This is a genomic window from Sphingomonas sp. BL-S-30 (assembly GCF_055521475.1).
In genome coordinates, this window is sequence record NZ_CM145481.1 from 1,414,815 (window position 1) to 1,433,137 (window position 18,323).

Annotated in this window: 19 protein-coding genes; 9 read left to right on the top strand and 10 right to left on the bottom strand. The window is 65.0% G+C overall.

What is annotated here, in order from left to right; all coding sequences use genetic code 11:
- Positions 1-57: 57 nt before the first annotated feature.
- The gene (locus ACZ1I5_RS06595; protein WP_465172908.1) at positions 58-672 is read left to right on the top strand and encodes a cytochrome P460 family protein; all 615 of its coding nucleotides are present in this window, start codon (positions 58-60) and stop codon (positions 670-672) included.
- A gap of 116 nt (positions 673-788) precedes the next feature.
- Here the strand turns inward: ACZ1I5_RS06595 and ACZ1I5_RS06600 are convergent, their stop codons facing one another.
- Together ACZ1I5_RS06600 and ACZ1I5_RS06605 are read right to left on the bottom strand one after the other, a co-directional pair.
- Positions 789-2,132, bottom strand: a complete 1,344-nt coding sequence (locus ACZ1I5_RS06600; RefSeq protein WP_465173909.1) for an MFS transporter — start codon at positions 2,130-2,132, stop codon at positions 789-791.
- A 224-nt stretch (positions 2,133-2,356) separates the two neighbouring features.
- Positions 2,357-2,854 carry a pyridoxamine 5'-phosphate oxidase family protein gene (locus tag ACZ1I5_RS06605; protein WP_465172909.1) on the bottom strand — a complete coding sequence of 166 codons (498 nt, stop codon included), beginning with the start codon at positions 2,852-2,854 and terminating at the stop codon, positions 2,357-2,359.
- 124 nt (positions 2,855-2,978) lie between these two features.
- Here ACZ1I5_RS06605 and ACZ1I5_RS06610 point away from each other — a divergent pair, with 124 nt between their 5' ends.
- On the top strand, positions 2,979-3,317 hold the full coding sequence (locus tag ACZ1I5_RS06610) for a hypothetical protein (protein ID WP_465172910.1): 339 nt from the start codon (positions 2,979-2,981) through the stop codon (positions 3,315-3,317).
- Here the strand turns inward: ACZ1I5_RS06610 and ACZ1I5_RS06615 are convergent.
- Together ACZ1I5_RS06615 and ACZ1I5_RS06620 are read right to left on the bottom strand one after the other, a co-directional pair.
- On the bottom strand, positions 3,314-4,528 hold the full coding sequence (locus tag ACZ1I5_RS06615) for a hypothetical protein (protein WP_465172911.1): 1,215 nt from the start codon (positions 4,526-4,528) through the stop codon (positions 3,314-3,316). The two genes, ACZ1I5_RS06610 and ACZ1I5_RS06615, sit on opposite strands and share 4 nt — an antisense overlap.
- 68 nt (positions 4,529-4,596) lie before the next feature.
- Entirely contained in the window at positions 4,597-5,973 is a 1,377-nt protein-coding gene (locus tag ACZ1I5_RS06620; protein ID WP_465172912.1) for a cation:proton antiporter, read from the bottom strand.
- A gap of 227 nt (positions 5,974-6,200) precedes the next feature.
- Between ACZ1I5_RS06620 and ACZ1I5_RS06625 the strand changes: the two genes are divergently transcribed.
- Genes ACZ1I5_RS06625 through ACZ1I5_RS06635 form a run of 3 tightly spaced genes read left to right on the top strand, consistent with a single transcriptional unit; the run spans position 6,201 to position 8,502 of the window.
- Positions 6,201-6,449, top strand: coding sequence for a type II toxin-antitoxin system Phd/YefM family antitoxin (locus ACZ1I5_RS06625; RefSeq protein ID WP_465172913.1), 249 nt, complete (start codon positions 6,201-6,203; stop codon positions 6,447-6,449).
- The gene (locus tag ACZ1I5_RS06630; RefSeq protein ID WP_465172914.1) at positions 6,449-6,946 is read left to right on the top strand and encodes a PIN domain-containing protein; all 498 of its coding nucleotides are present in this window, start codon (positions 6,449-6,451) and stop codon (positions 6,944-6,946) included. Before ACZ1I5_RS06625 ends, ACZ1I5_RS06630 begins: the two co-directional genes overlap by 1 nt.
- Positions 6,947-6,966: 20 nt before the next feature.
- On the top strand, positions 6,967-8,502 hold the full coding sequence (locus ACZ1I5_RS06635; protein ID WP_465172915.1) for a tryptophan halogenase family protein: 1,536 nt from the start codon (positions 6,967-6,969) through the stop codon (positions 8,500-8,502).
- Between the two features lie 131 nt (positions 8,503-8,633).
- Here the strand turns inward: ACZ1I5_RS06635 and ACZ1I5_RS06640 are convergent, their stop codons facing one another.
- The 3 genes from ACZ1I5_RS06640 to ACZ1I5_RS06650 all read right to left on the bottom strand — a co-directional run bounded on the left by ACZ1I5_RS06640 (position 8,634) and on the right by ACZ1I5_RS06650 (position 10,863).
- A complete protein-coding gene (locus ACZ1I5_RS06640) occupies positions 8,634-9,074 on the bottom strand; it encodes a cupin domain-containing protein (protein WP_465172916.1) in 441 nt (146 codons plus the stop codon).
- Positions 9,071-9,892, bottom strand: coding sequence for an alpha/beta fold hydrolase (locus ACZ1I5_RS06645; RefSeq protein WP_465172917.1), 822 nt, complete (start codon positions 9,890-9,892; stop codon positions 9,071-9,073). Before ACZ1I5_RS06645 ends, ACZ1I5_RS06640 begins: the two co-directional genes overlap by 4 nt.
- A gap of 65 nt (positions 9,893-9,957) precedes the next feature.
- The gene (locus ACZ1I5_RS06650) at positions 9,958-10,863 is read right to left on the bottom strand and encodes a phosphatase PAP2 family protein (protein WP_465172918.1); all 906 of its coding nucleotides are present in this window, start codon (positions 10,861-10,863) and stop codon (positions 9,958-9,960) included.
- 322 nt (positions 10,864-11,185) lie between these two features.
- Here ACZ1I5_RS06650 and ACZ1I5_RS06655 point away from each other — a divergent pair, with 322 nt between their 5' ends.
- The 3 genes from ACZ1I5_RS06655 to ACZ1I5_RS06665 all read left to right on the top strand — a co-directional run bounded on the left by ACZ1I5_RS06655 (position 11,186) and on the right by ACZ1I5_RS06665 (position 14,317).
- Positions 11,186-11,695, top strand: coding sequence for a hemerythrin domain-containing protein (locus ACZ1I5_RS06655; RefSeq protein ID WP_465172919.1), 510 nt, complete (start codon positions 11,186-11,188; stop codon positions 11,693-11,695).
- Between the two features lie 546 nt (positions 11,696-12,241).
- Positions 12,242-14,032: an alpha/beta hydrolase family protein gene (locus ACZ1I5_RS06660; RefSeq protein WP_465172920.1), complete on the top strand. Its 1,791-nt coding sequence runs from the start codon at positions 12,242-12,244 to the stop codon at positions 14,030-14,032.
- A 90-nt stretch (positions 14,033-14,122) separates the two neighbouring features.
- Entirely contained in the window at positions 14,123-14,317 is a 195-nt protein-coding gene (locus ACZ1I5_RS06665) for a hypothetical protein (protein WP_465172921.1), read from the top strand.
- Positions 14,318-14,370: 53 nt separating this feature from the next.
- Here the strand turns inward: ACZ1I5_RS06665 and ACZ1I5_RS06670 are convergent, their stop codons facing one another.
- Positions 14,371-16,158 carry an aspartyl protease family protein gene (locus tag ACZ1I5_RS06670; RefSeq protein WP_465172922.1) on the bottom strand — a complete coding sequence of 596 codons (1,788 nt, stop codon included), beginning with the start codon at positions 16,156-16,158 and terminating at the stop codon, positions 14,371-14,373.
- 163 nt (positions 16,159-16,321) lie between these two features.
- On the opposite strand from ACZ1I5_RS06670, the gene ACZ1I5_RS06675 reads away from it, so the two are divergent.
- Entirely contained in the window at positions 16,322-17,131 is an 810-nt protein-coding gene (locus ACZ1I5_RS06675; RefSeq protein ID WP_465172923.1) for an isocitrate lyase/PEP mutase family protein, read from the top strand.
- An 18-nt stretch (positions 17,132-17,149) separates the two neighbouring features.
- Here ACZ1I5_RS06675 and ACZ1I5_RS06680 read toward each other — a convergent pair whose 3' ends face one another.
- Together ACZ1I5_RS06680 and ACZ1I5_RS06685 are read right to left on the bottom strand one after the other, a co-directional pair.
- A complete protein-coding gene (locus ACZ1I5_RS06680; protein ID WP_465172924.1) occupies positions 17,150-17,299 on the bottom strand; it encodes a hypothetical protein in 150 nt (49 codons plus the stop codon).
- 327 nt (positions 17,300-17,626) lie between these two features.
- A complete protein-coding gene (locus ACZ1I5_RS06685) occupies positions 17,627-18,196 on the bottom strand; it encodes a hypothetical protein (protein WP_465172925.1) in 570 nt (189 codons plus the stop codon).
- Positions 18,197-18,323: the final 127 nt, after the last annotated feature.

Below are 18,323 nucleotides of genomic sequence, written 5' to 3' on the forward strand. Positions count from 1 at the left end.
ACATCCTCGCGGGGCCGGCCGCGCCCTATGGCTTCCCGTCTGAAAGCGAGGGGTTTTATGGGGTTCGGGCGATATCTGGTTCCAGCGGGCGCGGCGGCGCTGTTCGCCATGTCGGTAGCGCCGGCCAAGGCGCCCGAGGCAGCGGCGGCGGCGCACTATAACGACAAGGGCGAGATGCTGTTTCCGGCCGAATATCGCAGCTGGACCTTTGTCACTTCGGGCCATGCGATGAGTTACAACGCCTCGGCCAATGCCGCCTCGCCCGAGGGGCCGTTCGACAATGTCTTCGTCAATCCGGAGGCGCATGCCGCATTCCTGAAGACCGGGCACTGGCCCGAGGGAACGGTGCTGGTGCTGGAGATTCGCGGCAGCACCTCGAAAGGATCGATCAACAGGAGCGGCGCCTTTCAGTCGGGCGCGCCGCTGGCGGTGGAAGTGCATGTCCATGACCGCAAGCGCTTCAAGGGCGGCTGGGGCTTTTTCGGCTTCGACGGCACCAAGCCCGCAGCGATGATCGGCTATGATGCGAGCTGCTATGCCTGCCATCAGGCCAATGCGGCGGTCGATTCGACCTTCGTGCAATTCTACCCGACGCTGCTACCCGTCGCGACGGCGCATGCGACGATCAGCGCCAACTATCTCGCGAACGAGAAGACTGCGGCTAAGCCGTAGATCGCCACCACTACCCCGTTCGTTTCGAGCGAAATCGAGAAACATCGATCGAGCGCCAAGCCACGTTTCTCGACTTCGCTCGAAACGAACGGAGAGGGTGTGGTGCTGGCCAGCCCCTAGCGGTTCTGCGCCTCGGGCTGGACGTTTTCGGCCTCTTCGGGGCGCGGGTTGCGGATCGAGGGGCGGAGGCGGGCGATGCTGCACAGGCCGGCGATGATCGCGAGGCCGGCGGACACCATCGGCGGGATGCGGCCCTCGCCGATGCCGAGCGCAAGCAGTGCCGCGACCAGTGTCGCGCCCGTGGTCTGGCCGGCAAGGCGTACGGTCGACACCAGGCCGCCGGCAGCGGCAGCGCGCTCGCGCGGGGCCGAGCCGACCAGCAGTCTGGCGTTGGGCGGCAGATAGGTGCCGAAGCCGGACCCGCACAGCGCCATCCGCCATGCGACATCGAACAGGCTCGGGTCCGCCGGCATGAAGGCGAGGAGCAGCAATGCGACGATCGAGATACTCATGCCGATGCCGCCCAGGATGCCCGCGGGCACACGGTCCGACAGGAAGCCCGAAGCCGGTGCGACGATCATGTTGGTCAGCGGCCAGGGCGCGATCGCGGCGCCGATCGCCGCTGCGCTGAAGCCGAGCGCGTGGAGGCGGAAGGGCGTCGAGATGAGCAGGGTCATCGAGGCGGTGAAAGCAATGAAGCCGCCGATCGCCGACAAAGCAAGCACCGGGCGGACCAGCAGGTCGATCGGCAGGATCGGGTTGGGCTCGCCGCGTTCGCGCCGGACGAAATAGATGCCGACCAGCACGCCGACCAGGACGATCGCCGCCGAGACGACCGGGCTGTCGCCATGCACCATGCTTTCCAGCCCGCCGATGATCAGCCCGAACATTGCCGCGCAGAGCACCGCGCCGAATATGTCGAACGTCGCGTGGCGCGCGCGCGGATTGGGGATGGCGCGGCCGAGCGCAAGGCTGGCGAGCGCGAAGGGCACGGCACTGGCGAATACCCAGGGCCAGGGCGCGACCGACAGGATCAGGCCGCCGATCGTGGGCGCGATCGCCGCCGAACTGGTCACGACCACCGAGTTGATGCCGAGCCCGCGACCAAGCTGGTTCGACGGGTAGATCTGGCGGATCAGCGCCGAGGAGACGCTCAGCACGCCCGCCGCGCCGATCGCCTGGGCGGCGCGCACGATGAGCAGGAAGGGCAGGCTCTTGGCGAAGAAACAGAGGATCGTGGCAATGGTGAAGATCGCCTGCCCGGCCTGATAGGCGGTCTTCAGCCCGATGCGTTCGCCGAGACCCGCAAAGGGCAGCAGCAGCATCACCAGCATCACCTGATAGACGGTGACGACCGAGACGATCGCGCTTTGCCCGACGCCGAGGTCGCGAGCGATGGTCGGCAGCGCGACATTGGCGACGCCGCCATCGATGATGACCAGCGCGGAGCCGAACGACATGGCGGCAATGGCGACGTAGCGGCGCGGCAGGGGAAGGCCGTCGCCGCTATTGTGCTTGTCGGGTTCCTGTTTGCGGCGAAACAGGCCCAACACACCGGTGCCGCCGGTGTCCGCGGGAGGTGAGGGCGGAGTCGTCACACGCGGCCTATGCGACAAAATCGGCAGGTGTGGGAAATTTTTTGGAACCGGGGCGGTGCCGGTGCGCCGCCCCGGTAACGCGTTTCTCAGGCCAGCGAGACTTCGGCGACCTTGTCCTTATAATCCTGCTTCGGATCCCGGCCGAGCAGCATCTTCACCCCGGCGAACAGGCTGGAGCCGTTGAGCCAGATCTGCGCGCGCTCGGGGTCGAGGCGCAGAAGCTGGAGCTTGGGATCGTCCTTGCCGCCTTCGAACCAGGCGGCGACGAACGGATTCCACAACCGGTCGATCACGGCGCGGTCGTCGGACAGCGACAGGCTGCCATGGATGCTGGCGAACAGATCATGCCCCTTGGAGGCGAAATGAGCGAGCGCGCGACTGCCCTGGCCCTCGCGCAGTTCCTTGGTCAGATCGGCCTCCTTCGAGGTGAAGAACCAGATCGGGCCGTGATCCTCGTTACCGTCCAGCTGCGCGGTCATCGGCTGGGCATGGCCGTCCTCGACGCCGTCGAGACCCAGCATCAGGGTCATGTCGGAGCGGAGCGCTTTCCAGAACTTGGCGGTGATGTCCTGCGTATCGGGCATGGCGATTTCCTTGATGTTGCCGCGTCCGAACGGGTGGGCGATTGCCGGGGTTCCAAAAAATGGAAACACTCAGTTCATCGATCTGTGCTTGCTGCGATGCAGCATATTATTGTATGGCTATGTCATGAAGCTACCCATCGAAAGCGACAAGGCGGCCCCCGCAGGCCCGGTCCCGACCATTTTCGAGGCGATCGTGCGCAAGCGTTGCGTGGTCGCGACCTACAACCGCGTCACCATGACGCTTGCGCCGCACGTGATCTACACGAAGCACGGCGACCTGTTCATCGACGCCGTGGCGGTCGAAAAGGACGGCAAGCCGCCGCGCGAGGAGAAGATCGGCACGTTCAAGCTCGCCGGGCTCAACGAGCTGAAGCTGATCGAGCGCGAATTCCCCGCGAGCACGCTGTTCCACGCCAATGACGCGAAATATGTCGAGGCGCTGATCGCGGTCGAAGCGGCTTAAAGCACCCACTCCACCGACAGAAAGCCTTTGGTCGTGTCGGTCTGGAACCGGTCGGCCTTGTAGCGGGCGAGTCGCGCCGCGACGGTGAAGCGTTTCAGCCTTGCCTGGGCAAGCAGGTCGAGCTCGTCGCCATAATGTTGCGACAGCCGGTCGCTGTCGAAATGGTGCCAGGTCGCGCCGAGACCGACGCCGCTGATCGGGCCTTTTGTCTTCCAGTTGGCGCCGAGCGTCCCGTAGAGATCGCGGATGCCGTTGGGCGGCGTGGTGCCGAACTTGCCGGCCCAGCCCTGGAAACGGAACAGCGAGGCGAGCGGCGTCTGGAAGCTGGTCAGTGCGGTACCATGATCGGCGCCCAGCACTTCATAGCCCGCCGTTGCTGCGATCACCTTGCCGCTGAGATTGGCCTCGGCGAGATAATAGCTGGCGGCATAGTTGTTCGGGTTGCGGCGATAGTCGCTTTGCCGCGCGGCGCTGGCGATATAGCCGATCTTCCATCCCGCGCCGATCGGCCGGCTGCCGGCGAAGCGCACGCCGTAGCTCTGGCTCGACAGGCGGAAGCCCTGCACCGCCGCCAGATCCTGATCGACGAGATAGGCGAACCCGGTGAGCGTGCCGATCGGCGCCGTGTAACTGACCAGGCCGAACCAGTTGCTGCCGGGAACCGCCGTGGGACGAGCGCCCGTGCCGTCGATCCCGTTCACGGTGCGCACGCTCCAGGCATAGCTGGCGTCGACGCTGAGCCGGGCAATGCCCGCCCAGGTCACCCGCACCGCGTCGAAGGTCTGCTCGTTCTGGCGCCATGGCGCGGGTCCGACGAAGCGCTGGTCGGCGAGGTCGAGCACCTGGCGTCCGGCGGTGATGCTCGCCTTGTGCGCGGCGTAGCGGAGCTGGGCGCGATTGATCTCGATATTCTGCGGATCGGCGACCAGCGGCAGCGGCCGGCCGTTCAGTCCGTCATTATAGCGGTTGGAAATCCCGATCGTCGCTTCGCTCTCGACCAAGGCCGACCAGGGGCCGGTGCTCGCCTGGACGCCGCTGCGAACGCGCAAGGTGGCGGCGTCGGCTGTATCGGCGATGCCGTCCTGGTCGACATGTTCGTAGCGGAGGCGCGCGTCGATCAGCGGCTTCAGCGTCACATCCTGGGCATGGGCGGCCTGAGCGCATGTTCCCAGCGCCGCGAGTCCGAGGACCCGCGCCATCGTCTTGCTCATGAGCAAATCCTTGAACTCGAAAAAATGGAGCGGGCGGGGTGGGCCGCCCGCTCCAGGGGAGGCAAGGGTCAGGCCGGCTTGGCGACGAGCCCGCCGTCTATCGCGCCGAGCTCACCGGAGGCGCGCGCCTGGCGGCCATAGACCAGCTCGAACAGGGGGCCGGCCATCATCGTCGTGACGATCGCCATCAGCACCAGCATCGAGAACAGCGTCGGGCCGATAATGCCCTTTTGCAGGCCGATATTGATGATGATCAGTTCCATCAGCCCGCGCGAGTTCATCAGCGCGCCAATGCCGAGCGAAGTCCGGTTGTCTTCCCCGGCCAGCCGCGCCGCGAGATAGCAGGCGCCGCCCTTGGCGAGGATCGAGGCGATCAGGATGCCGAGTGCGATCAGCAGCAGGGTAGGGGAGTTGACCATGTCCAGCCGGGTGTTGAGGCCCGAATAGGTGAAGAACATCGGCAGCAGCAGCACGACGGCGAGCGGCTCCACCTTCTTCTTGAGCTCCTCGACGAACAATCCGCGCGGCATGACGACGCCGAGGATGAAGCCGCCGAAGATCGCATGGATGCCGATCGCATCCATCAGGAAGGCGGAGAGGCAGAACAGCATCAGGGTGATGGCGAGCACGGTCACGCTCATCTCCCCGGCGCGTTCGACCGCGCGGCCGAGCGGCGCCAGCAGGCGCTGGCCGAACAGGATGATGAAGGCGGCATAGGCGAGACCCCCGCCGATCGCGAGCACGGCCACGCCCGGCCCGCCGCCGAAGGTCGCCAGTACGATCGCCAGCACGCACCAGGAACAGGCATCGTCGAACGCGCCGGCGGTCAGCGACAGCGTGCCGAGCGAGGTGTCGGCGAGGCCGCGTTCGTTGATGATCCGCGCCAGCATCGGAAAGGCAGTCAGCGCAATGCAGGCGCCCATGAACAGCGTGGCGTTGAAGGTCGAGATGTCCTTCGCGAACAGGCCGGGCACGGTGAGCAGGAAGGGCGTGATCAGGAACGCGATCAGGAATGGTGCGCCGATCCCGGCGAAGGATACGCCCATGGCGCTCTTCGCCTTGGATTTGAACTTGTCGAGCTGCAGCGTGGTGCCGACCAGGAACATGTAGAGCCCGACGCCGAGCTGCGACCCGGCATAGAGGACGTTGCGGGTTTCCTTGGGGAAGATCGCGCCTTGCAGGCCCGGGAAAAGCAGGCCGATCAGTGACGGCCCGAGAATCACGCCGGCGATCATCTCGCCGACGACCTGGGGTTGGCCGAGGAACTTCTTGCCGGCCCAGCCGACCACGCGGCAGGCCAGCAGGATGACCGCCAGCTGCAGGAAGAAGTGAACGCTGAAATCGCCTGGTGTATAGCTTGCGGCCGCGGCCGGCGTTGCCGGGCCATGGGCTGACAAGATGCCGCCCACAGTAGACCAGATGCTGTCGATGACTCCGTCAGCCATGTACTTCCCCTCCTAAATCCGGGCTCGTCCCCGCGGCAATTCCTGTTGCCTGCTCATGATGGGGGCGAAATCCGGTACGGTGCGCAACCGGAAAATGCGTCCGCCATGCCTCACGCTGTCATTTTTCCGGTCGGAGCGTCCCAGTTGTTGCGAAGTCGCCACAGAGTAGTAATGTGCCTACAAGTTAGCGTGAACATTGTAGCGATGTAGATACAGGAATCGGCACGATGAAGCTCGTCTCAAGCCGAGATTTCAACCAGGATGTGACCGCTGCGAAGCGGGCCGCGCGACTCGAACCGGTGTTCGTCACCGATCGCGGTAAGCCGACCCATGTGCTGATGAGCATCGACGCGTTTCGCCAGCTTACCGGCCAGACCGAGACGATCGTCGACCTGCTGGCGATGCCGGGCCTGCCCGACATCGACCTGGCGGGCAGCGCGCATGACGCGTGGAGCCGGCATGAGGGGATCGGCTGATGTATCTGCTCGACACCGGCGTGGTCTTCGAGCTGCGCAACGCGCGCGCCGGCCAGAGCGACCCGCGCTTCGCAAGCTGGGCAACGGGGCTCGCCCGACAGAGTCTGTTCATCTCGGCGCTGACCCTGCTCGAGTTGGATAGCGGCGTCGCGCGCACGGCGCAGCGGGACAAGGTCGCCGGAGCGGCGCTCCGCCAGTGGATCAACAACCAGGTGCTTGGCGCGTTCGACGGGCGGATCCTGCCGGTCGATACCGCCGTGGTGCGGCGGCGCGCGCAACTGCCTTATGCCGATGCGCGTGACGGCCTGCTCGCCGCGACCGCCATCGAACATGGTCTGACCCTGGCGACGCGCCATCCGGGCGCGTTCAAGGCGGGCCGGGTCAAGCTGCTCAATCCCTGGGCCTATACCGCGGAGGCGGCGGAGGAGGATGGTGACTGGCGCCAGGCAGCGAAGTCTGGGCCGCTCTGGCTCAAAAACCTGTTCGTCAGGGCATGATCATGGGGCAGGAAGGCGGCATGAACCGGAAACGCAGTATCCTGATCGTCGGCGGCGGTACGGCCGGATGGATGACGGCGGCCTATCTCGCCAAGTTCCTGGAGCTGTCCGGCAATGAACGGCTCGAGATAAGGCTGCTCGAATCGCCCGAGATCGGCATCATCGGCGTGGGCGAGGGGACCTTCCCCACCATCCGCAGCACGCTCCAGTTCATCGGCATCGACGAAAGCCGCTTCATCCGCGAGACCTCGGCGACCTTCAAACAGGGCATCCGTTTCGTCGACTGGGTGCGCACGCCCCGGGACGGCGAGCACAGCCATTTCTTCCACCCGTTCGAGGCGCCCTTCCATGTCGAGGGCGTGAGCCTCGTGCCTTACTGGCTGTTGCAGGACGAAAAGACGCGCCGGCCCTTCGCCGAGGCGATGACGATCCAGAATCGCGTGGCCGAGGCCAAGCGCGGGCCCAAGGGGCCGGGCGAGGGCGATTTCTCGGGGCCGCTCAGCTATGCCTATCATTTCGACGCGACGATGCTGGCGAAGATCCTGGCCGAACGGGCGCGCGAGCTTGGCGTGGTGCACCTCCAGGGCCTGCTCAACCATGTCGAGATCGATGCGGCCGGCGCGATCGACCATGTCGTCACCGCCGAACAGGGCCGGCTCGACGCCGATCTCTATATCGATTGTACGGGGTTCCGTGCCGAGCTGATCGGACGGGCGCTGAAGGTCCCGTTCAAATCGGTCCGGTCGATCCTGTTCACCGACCGGGCGCTCGCCTGCAAGATTCCCTATGAACGGCCCGACGCACCGATCGAGAGCTATACCATCGCCGCGGCGCATGAGGCCGGCTGGACCTGGGATATCGGGCTGAATGGTGCGCGCGGCATCGGCTGCGTCTATTCGAGCGACCATATGTCCGACGATCGCGCCGCCGAGATCCTGCGCGACTATATCGGGCCGGGCGCGGAGGAGGTCGTGCCGCGCCGCATCCTGTTCGAGCCCGGCTATCGCGAGCGGCAATGGGTGAAGAACTGCGTCGCCGTCGGCCTGTCGGGCGGTTTCCTCGAGCCGCTCGAATCGACCGGGGTGCTGGTGATCGAGGCAGCGATCGGCATGATCGCCGAGATGTTCCCGCACAACGGCCCGATCGATGCGCCGGCGCGGCGCTTCAACGAGTTGATGGCCGCGCGCTACGACAATATCGTCAATTTCCTGAAGCTGCATTATTGCCTGAGCCAGCGCAGCGAACCGTTCTGGCGCGACAATGCCGACCCCGCCTCGATCCCCGAGCGCCTCGCAGAGATGCTCGACCAGTGGCGGCACCGGCCCCCGGGCCGGTTCGACTTCACGCTCGACCTCGAATCCTTCGCCTTCTTCAATTACCAGTACATCTTGTACGGCATGGAGTTCAGGACGGACCTGGCGCCGAGCCGGAGCGATTTCCCCAATGTCGGCGCGGCGGAGAAGACCTTTGCCCGCATCCGCAATTTCGGCGAGCGCGCCACGCTCGACCTGCCGCCGCACCGTGCGCTGATCCAGCAGATCAACGGCGCGGGCTGACTGCGGTCTACCCCCATTCGCCCTGAGCGTGTCGAAGGGCTGTTCTTCTTGCGATATCGGAAAGAAAGAGCAGGGCTTCGACAAGCTCAGCCCGAACGGAGACAAGTGAGACCAGCTACCCGAGCATTGCGTCAGCGGGGCGACCAGCCCGGCGCGGCGAGCTCGAAGCCGGAGAATTCGAAGGCGGGGGTGACGATACAACTCACCAGCGCCCAGCCGAGCTGCGCTTCCGCCGCCTGCCAGGCATTGGCCGGGACGATCGCCTGGGGGAGCTGGCCCGCCAGCACGTCGCCGCCGAGCAGATGCTCCTGCGGGGTGCCGTCGTCGATCAGCAGCCGCAACGGGCTACCGGCGTGCCACAGCCACATCTCCGCCGCGTCGACCCGGTGCCAGTGCGACCTCTGGCCCAGGTCGAGCAGGAACAGGATCGCCGTCGCCAGCCCGCGGCCAGAGCCAGACGCGGGCTCACGCCCGTTGGCAGGCGCGGGCTGGCGGAACGTCTCGCGGTACCAGCCGCCCTCGGGATGGGGCTCGAGCCCCAGCCGGGCGATGAGGGCGGCGGCGTCGCTCATGCCTTGATAAAGGCCAGAAGATCGGCGTTCAGCACATCGGCATGCACCGTCAGCATGCCGTGCGGATAGCCGGGATAGATTTTCAGGGTCGGCTGCTGGACCAGTTCGGCCGAGAGCAATGCCGCGTCCTTGTAGGGCACGATCTGGTCGTCATCGCCGTGCAGGATCAGCACGGGCACGTCGATCTTCTTCAGGTCTTCGGTGAAATCGGTTTCCGAAAAGGCCTTGATGCATTCGTAATGCGCCTGGGCCGACCCCATCATGCCCTGCAGCCACCAATGGTCCATGACGCCCTGCGAGATCGTCGCGCCTTCACGGTTGAACCCGTAAAAGGGGAAGGGCACATCCTTGTAGAATTGCGCGCGGTTCGCTGCGAGCTGATTGCGCAGATCGTCGAACGCCTCGATCGGGGTTCCGCCCGGGTTCGATTCCTTCTTGATCATGACTGGCGGCACCGCGCTGACCAGCACTGCCTTGGCGACCCGCGACGTGCCGTGACGACCGAGATAGCGCGCGACTTCGCCGCCGCCGGTCGAATGGCCGATATGGACCGCGTCCTTCAGATCGAGCGCGGCGGTCAGCTCGGCGACGTCGTCGGCATAGGTGTCCATCTCGTTGCCGAAGGACGGCTGGCTCGACCGGCCATGGCCGCGGCGGTCATGCGCGATCACGCGGTAGCCCTGGGCGAGGAAGAACAGCATCTGCGCGTCCCAATCGTCCGAGCTCAGCGGCCAGCCGTGATGGAACACGATCGGCTGTCCGGTACCCCAGTCCTTGTAGAAGATTTCGGTGCCGTCCTTGGTCGTGATCGTGCTCATCGCGGTGTCTCCTCGGGGGGGTAAAGCAATCGCGAGCGGGATGATCCGTTCGCGATGGGCTCGATCTAGGTCGCGATGATGACACTATCCATCATCCCAAAGGATGAGCGCCGTATTTCCAGTTGCCGGACGGCGACGATCGCCACCAGCGCCACCAGCGCACCGGCGATCATGTCGGACAGATAGTGCGTGCCCTCGACCGGGGTGGACAGCAGCATCGCGACATTGAGCAGGATGAGCGGCCAGCGCAGCCGGCGAAACGGCCAGGCGGCGGCGATATAGAGCACCGCGCTCGCGGTATGGAAGCTGGGCGCCGATACCAGCCCACGCAGATCGCCCAGATCGACATGGCTGACGGCGTGCAGGCGCAGCGCGGGGATGATCGTCGCCTCGGAAAGCTGGCTGACCGGCATATAGGGGATCGGTCCGCGCCACAGAAAGGCGAGCGGTCCTTCCGCCGGGATGAAGCGGAACAGGATCAGCGAGATGACCGCGGCTAGCCAAAAGGCGGCGATGAACGATCGAGCCGCACGGCGGCGGTCAAACCAGGCGAAATAACCGAGCAGGATGACGGGCGTGACGAAGATGCTCTGATAGGCGGCGATGCCGAGCAACTGCAGAGAACGGTGCGCGGCCACCAGATCATACCAGGCGATCCAGTTGAAGCGCAGCATTGCGTCGATCCGTTGCAGGGTGGGATCGATGAAGCCATGGCTGCCAGCGGACAGCGGATAGGTCGCGGTCGCGCCCATCAGCGAGATCAGGGTGAACAGGCCAAAATACTCGGCCATGTCGCGCGCGATGCGGCGGCCCCTGGTGGGCGAGTGGCGCAGGGCATAACGGATGGCAGCGGCAACGACACCCAGAGCGGAGAAGACGAGCGTGCTGCGCGCCCAGGGGTCGATCCGGAGTCCCTGCCACGCCATCAGCACGATCAGCGCGGTGAGGCTGAGCAGCGTGCCGGCGGTCACCCATGTACCTGGAATAGCATGGGCGGCGGCGCTGGATGGTGAGGTGTTCTGGAGGCGGGTGGTCCGGAAAGTCGATCGGGGGAAATGGAGCAAGCGCGTGCCTTAATGGCCGCCGCGGGCGGCGGGCCTGGTGATCTGGGTTCACGTCCGTCGCGATCTGCCGTCGATTGCGTGAACGGGCCGTGACGTCTGCATGACTTGTCGTTCAGCGGCAAGCGGCCTGATCTGAATCAAGCCCGGCCGCTAACGACTCGCAACAGGCTGAGCGCGCGGAACGAACCTTCCGCGTTGCGGTTGATCCAGCGACAAACAGGAGGTTTTCATGGCTGAAACGAAACAGGACGCGGTCGCTCTGCTCAAGGCGGATCACCGCACGGTCGAGCAATTGTTCGAGCAGTTCGAGGGTGCGAGCAGCCCCGCGAAGAAGCAGAAGATCGCGATGCAGATCTGCCTGGAGCTGACCGTGCATGCGACGATCGAGGAGGAAATCTTCTATCCGGCCTGTGAGGGCAAGATCGAGGAAGACCTGCTCAAGGAAGCCTATGTCGAGCATGACGGCGCCAAGGTGCTGATCGCCGAGATCGAGGCGGGCAGCCCCGACGACGACTATTACGACGCCAAGGTGAAGGTGCTCTCCGAGCAGATCGAGCATCATGTCGAAGAGGAAGAGAAGCGCATGGAGGGCATGTTCTCCCAGGCGCGGCATGCCGGGCTCGACATGGACGCGCTGGGCGACCAGCTCCGCGCGCGCAAGGAAGAACTGATCGCGACCTACAAGGCGTCCGGACTTCCCAAGCCGGAGACGGTGACGCTGGAAACGGTGACGCTCTGACGCTGGCCGCTTTCCGAGCACCGGCATTAGTCCTGATCGGCTAGTTAAATAATCCGAAAGAGGCAGGGGCAAGTGGAACGGGCACGCGGCAAAATGGTTCTATCACCAACGTAACAATCGAGAGGAACATGTCGTGGGTAAAGGCATCTTGTTGTGGCTGATCGGCATTCCGCTCCCGATCATCATCCTTCTGCTGATCTTCTGGCACTGAGCGGCGCGACCATGTGTCGCGCTGCATTCGTCGGGCCGAGCCAGGCGGAGCGCCGCAGATCACGCTCTCGACGGATATTGCTGAACAAATTCACTCGGTCGTGACACCGAATTCATGTCACGCACGCTTGTCGTCCTCCATCGCCCGAGGATAAAGTTGCCCGATTGAGGGCGACACGCGTGAAGATGACCAGACCACTTGCGATCCTTGTTATGCTGTCCACCGCCGGAAGCGGTGTGGCCCGCGCTTCGGAAGACCCGGCAAAGACCGCAGAGGCGTTTGGGGCGCAGCCCTGGGTGCAGAGCGCCAGCCTGTCCCCGGATGGAAAACACGTCGTGTTCATTTCGCCCGGTGCCGGGCCGATGAATGTCGCGATGGTCGAAAACGTCGCGACGGGCGAGATGAAGACGATCACCTATGCGGACGGCAAGCCGCTGCGCCTCACTTATTGCGGCTGGTCGGCCAACGACCGCCTGGTGTGCCAGCTCTACGGTGTCTCGGTACTCGAGAACCGCAAGCTTGGATGGAACCGGATCGTTGCGGTCAATGCCGACGGCACCAAGGCGCTGGCGATGGGAAAGCCGAACCGCTCCATGTATTATGGCCCCAAGACTTATGACGGGCGCGTGGTCGACTGGCTTTCCGGTGCCGACGCGCAGATCCTGATGGTGCGATTTCGCAAGGACGGGGCGCTGGGGCTGGAGCGAGTCGACACACGCACGGCCGATGGCGTTCGTGTGAAGGCGCCCGATGCCGGAAGCTATATCACTGATGGTAACGGCACGGTCCGCATCACCGCGGACTATAATTTCAACAACATGTACAATTACACCGGCAAGGTGACGTATCGTTATCGTCCGGGGGACGATGGCGACTGGCAGATTTTCAGCAAGATCGATGCTGACGAAAAGGGCCTGAGGCCCGCAATCGTCGATGAGCGCACTAATGTCGTCTACGCATTTCAGAAACTGGACGGACGTGACGCGCTATACCGCGTCGCGCTCGACGGATCGATGAAGACCGACCTGGTCTTTGCGCATGCCCAGGTCGATGTGGATTCCGTCGAGACGATCGGTCGTCACGAACGGCCGATCGGCTACAGCTACATCACCGACAAGAAATATGTCGTTTATTTCGACCCGGAATATCGCGCTCTGGCGGCCAGCCTTACCAAGGTGCTCCCCAACCTGCCGACGATCGTCTTCGAAGGCGCGAGTTCGGACGAGCGCAAGCTGCTCATCTTCGCGGCGAGCGACGTCGATGCGGGGCATTATTATATCTTCAACCGCGACACCAAGCGTCTGACCGAGGTGCTGCGCGCGCGTCCGCAACTCGACGGCCGCACGCTAGCGGAGCAGCGCGCCATTTCCTATCCCGCGGCCGATGGTACGATCATCCCGGCCTATCTGACCCTGCCGGTCGGATCGACCGGGAAGGGGTTGCCGGCGATCGTGATGCCGCATGGCGGCCCGGCGTCGCGCGACGTCTGGGGATTCGACTGGCTGGCCCAGTTCTTCGCGGCGCGCGGCTATGCCGTGCTGCAGCCGCAGTTTCGCGGATCGACCGGCTATGGTGACGCGTTCCTCAACGAAAGCGGATTCAAGACCTGGCGCACCGCGATCGGCGACGTGACCGACGCCGGGCGCTGGCTGATCAAACAGGGTGTTGCGGACCCCGACCGGCTGGGCATCTTCGGCTGGTCCTATGGCGGCTATGCGGCATTGCAGGTCAATTACCTAGACCCGGCGCTGTTCAAGGCTGTCGTCGCGGTAGCGCCGGTGACCGATCTGCAGGCGTTGCGCAACGAATCGCGCGAGTCACAGAACGCCGTCCTGGTTTCGAAATTTGTCGGATCGGGTGCCAATGCGAGCGAGGGGTCGCCGACGCGCCATGCAGAGATGTTCAAGGCGCCGGTACTGATGTTCCATGGCGACCAGGACCTGAATGTCGACATCAAGGATTCTCGGAAGATGGATTCGGCGCTGCGGGCAGCTGGCAAGACGACCCGGCTGGTCGTCTATCCCGGGCTGGACCATCAGCTTTACGACAGCACGGTCCGGGCGGATATGCTCGCGCAGGCCGATGCCTTCCTGGCGAAGGCGCTGAAGCCGGCTGTTGCCAAATGACCGATTGTGGCGGGCGTTTTGTTGAGACCTGTCGGGGCGAGATCGGAACGCGTCGGCATCCGGTCCGTTCAAGCTCCAAGGAGAACAGCCATGGCCGACACAGTCCCCCACATACCCGAGATTCCGCCTGAAAATGGTCGCCGCGCCTCGATCGATTCTGCGACAGGAGAAGTTCACGGCAGCGGCGTCGGCGCGGGCGGCGGCAGCTCCGGCGAGGATTACGACAGTGACAGTGCCGCCGGTGACGGCCCGGTGCCGTTGCCTGGTCAGCCCAAAAGGGGCTGACGGGAACGCCAAGCCACTGGTCGATTATCGCTCGGGCGTGTCCGAACGCCTTTTCACTGCGGAACGTCCAGCCCAATCTTCTTCGCCCTTTCCGGCAGGGTTTTTTGCAGGGCGATAGCGGCGTCCATGTCCGCCTTGGCCTGCGCCGCCATGCCCTTGCGATGCTCGACAAGGCCGCGCCCGTATAGCGACCAGGCCATTTTCGGTTCGAGCGCCAGCGCGGCGTTGTAATCCGCCAGCGCCTTGTCGAGATCGCCGTTGCGCAAACGCGCCAGGCCGCGACTATCGAGATAGGCCGCCGTTTTCGGACGCAGCCTGAGCGCCCGGTCGCAGTCGGAGATTGCCTTGTCGAGATCGCGCCCGAGAAGGGCACGTGCCCAGCAGCGGCTGTTGAGCGCGGTGGGCATGCGATTGTCGTCGGGATGCGCGGCGATCCACCGATCATATTGGGGAATGGATGCCTCAGGATCTTCCATGTCCTGATAATAGGCGCCGACCGTCAGGCGCAGATTGGAGGCATCCGGCAGCAGGCGATCGAGGGTCGCGAGATCCGCTCTGGCGCCCGGCCTGTCGCCGGTTCGCAGCCGGGCCGACGCGCGCAGCAACAGCGCGTCGGCATAGTCCGGCTTCAGGTTCAGCGCGCGATCCAGGTCGGTGCGGGCGTCCGCCGGTTTGCCGGTGATCAGAAGAGCGAGCGCGCGATGAAAGCGATATTCGGCATTGTCGGGTGCGAGCTCCACCGCGCGATTCAGGTCGACAAGGGCGCCCTTGTTGTCGCTTCGTGCCGCGCGCGCATTGGCGCGCTGGAAGAATTCCTGTGCGGTGACGGGGCCCGGGGCATTGCCCTCGCCCGTGCCGCTCGCCGGCGCCTGTTTCTCCTGCGCGGCGGCCAGCGCTTCGGCGTGCCTTACGCTGAGGTCGAAGACCGGCCCGCCATTATAGGTGAAGAACATCCGCTTCTGCGCGTTCGAGACATAGACCCGGTGCGACAGGAAGAAATCGGCGCCGATCAGCATGTCGGCGGAGAGATCGCCCATCTCCGCGAAGCGCAGGCGGATCTTGCGGACCTCCTCGTCGCCGATCTTGAGGCTCTGGAATGGACCGATCCAGCTTTCCGAGAAGCGCCGGCCAAGGCCGCCGACCGATCCGGCTTCGACCACGTCGGGCATGTCGGGCTTGATCCCCGCGCGCGCCGCGGCCGCCCTGGTGAGGATCGTGGTCGGCGCCCCGGTGTCGAACACCGCGCGGATCTTGACGCCGTTGAGCAGCACGGTGCCGATGGTGTGCGACGTGAGCGGCGTCGGCGCCTCGATGTCGAGCGTCGAGACGGCGAGTCCCTTTTCCGTGGCCCAATACGCCAGGTTCATGTCCCGGCAATCCTTGGATTTCATCAGCCGGATCGCGCCGCCATTAAGATCATATTCGGTGTCGCCGATGCCGAGAACGTTCTGGCCGAGCAGGCCGATGCTGCCCATCTCGCTGCCCCCGACGAGGAACTCGATATTGTGCAGGGTCGCCGTCCCGAGCCCGAAATCCTTGACCTTGGCGACTGACATGCGCGCTTCGCCGCCGATACCCCTGACTCGAAAATTGGGCGGCGCCGCGGTAAGTCGCAGCTGAAGTTCGGCGGCCGATCCGGGGGAGATGGAACTGTAGAAGGCGCCGCTGTCCACCAGGAACCTGACCTCATGGCCGTTGATCCTTGCCGGCGCGGTCGGCCGGAGACCCATCATGGTGATGGGCAGTTCGAGCATCTGGCCGACGGAGCATTTGGTTTCGGCGGCGGCTGGGACGGAGAGCAAGACGGCCCCCAGCGCGGCGAGAGTGATCGGAATCCGCACCTGAGATCCTTCGTTCGGGGCGCTGGTCGCGTCGCCTTGGTCGCGCGCCGGCGCGGCGCGGTCAACCGGAGTTTATACCGGTCATGCTGCGCGCGCGGCGTGAATGTCGCGCCGCGATCGTGCTATCAGGTCGCGGCCAGAGGCAGTAACAAGGAAGACCCGCATGACGAGCATAGCGGAGAAGAGACGCAGGTTTCGTGCGCTCCATCAGGAGGGATGCTTCGTCATCCCCAATCCATGGGACGCAGGTAGCGCGCGGATGCTGGAGGCGCTGGGCTTCAAGGCAGTGGCATCGAGCAGCGCCGGCTTCGCCTGGACGATCGGGCGCCCCGATTATGGCTGCGAGCGGGACGATGTGCTGGCCCATCTGACCGCCCTGACCGCAGCCGTCGACATCCCGGTGAACGCCGATTTCGAGACGGGCTTCGCCGATGCGCCCGAAGCGGTGGCGGAGAATGTGCGGATGGCGATCGCGACGGGCATTGCCGGGCTGTCGATCGAGGATCGCGTGCTCGGCGCGCCAGGGCGGCTCCACGACCGGGCGTTCGCGGTCGAGCGCATCACCGCGGCAAGGCGGGCGATCGACCGGTCGGGCGAGGACGTGGTGCTGGTGGCGCGCGCGGAAGGCCTGCTGATCGATCCCGAAGCGACCGGACCGGTGACCGACGCGCTGGTCGCCTTCGCCGCGGCGGGCGCCAATTGCCTGTTCGCGCCGGGCGTCAAGCACCCCGAACATATCGCGGCGATGGTGCGGGCGGTCGCGCCGCTGCCGCTGAACGTGGTGGCGGTGCCCGGCCTTTCAGTCGCCGCGCTGGCCGATCTGGGCGTGCGCCGGATCAGCGTCGGCGGCGGGCTCGCGCGCGTCGCCTGGGCAGCGGCGATCGATGCCGCGCAGGCGCTGGCATCGGGAAGCTTCGAAGGCCTGACGCGAGGGGTCGCGAGCAAGCAGCTGAACGACATGTTCTCGGGGTGACCGCCCGCGGCGCCGGTGTCAGGCGTGTGCCTTGTCGCGCGCCGCGATCAGGTTCTTCAGGACGGCGATGCGCTCGCGCTCGGCGCTCCAGTCCCGCGAGGGATGGGCCTGGATCTGGTCGAGCAGGGCGCTGAGTTCCTTGTCCCATTGGGCTCCGTGGATGGACATAAGTGCCTCCTTGGCGTTGCGGTCCGCCCGATAAACGCAGGCGACGGGCTGCCGGATCCGCATCCTGTCCGGGTTGCCGGGCTGCCGCTGAATGCACCCCAACCGTCGTCCGGACGAACGTAAACACCGGCCTTCCAGGGTACAACCGCCATTGACCCCGACACTGCTGGTTCTTTCGGGCCGCCCGGAATTGTCGTGCTGCTCGGCGGGCTGGCCTGGCGACGGTTCCGTCCGCGCCAGGCTGCGGCGGCACATGTATCGGAGACGCGCTGTATTTGATGGCGTCGGCATTTGATGGCGTCGGCGGACTCGCCCACTCCCGCGCGTTCAGTCGTTCGGGCGGATCCGCAGGTCGGAATAGAGGAACTCGCCAGTCGAGCAGGTGATCCGCACGACCGGCCGTGGTGCCCTGAGCTCGAATCTCATCTGATGGCCGTCGACAATCACGGTTACATCCGCGCCGTCATACAGGACCGTGAAGCCGACTTCTGCATCGCTCGGCTTGGCCACGATCTGCGTGCCCTTGTCCTTGCCGCCGGCCTTTTGCGTCACGAAGGCCAGGAACGGGAGGCTGGGCGGTTTGCCCTGCGCGGTCGGTGCGACGATATATCTGAAGCCAGCCAAGTCTTCATCCGCAGGTCCGGGCTTGTCGCTCGCGGTGCTGATCGCGACCTGAGTCATCGGCACATAGTTCTTGCTGGTGGACAGGCTCATCAGCTTGACCTTCCCCGTCACAATGAAAGGAGCCGGACCGGCAGGCAGTACGAGTTCGGAGAAATGGTTCGCGGCGGTGTCGCAATCATAGCGGATGCCGTCGCGCGTTTGCGCCGATGCCGTATCGGGCGTCGCGACGAGTGCCGTGACGAACGCAGCGGCCCCGAGATATCCGAAAAGCATGACTTATCCTCGCGCGAGGGCGCTGCCATCAGCGGAGGCGGGCTCAGCGTCAATCCATATGGGCAACCATTGGCGCTGGATTGAAGAACCCCAATACGACGGTTGTCACGCAACCTTCGGGGCGCTG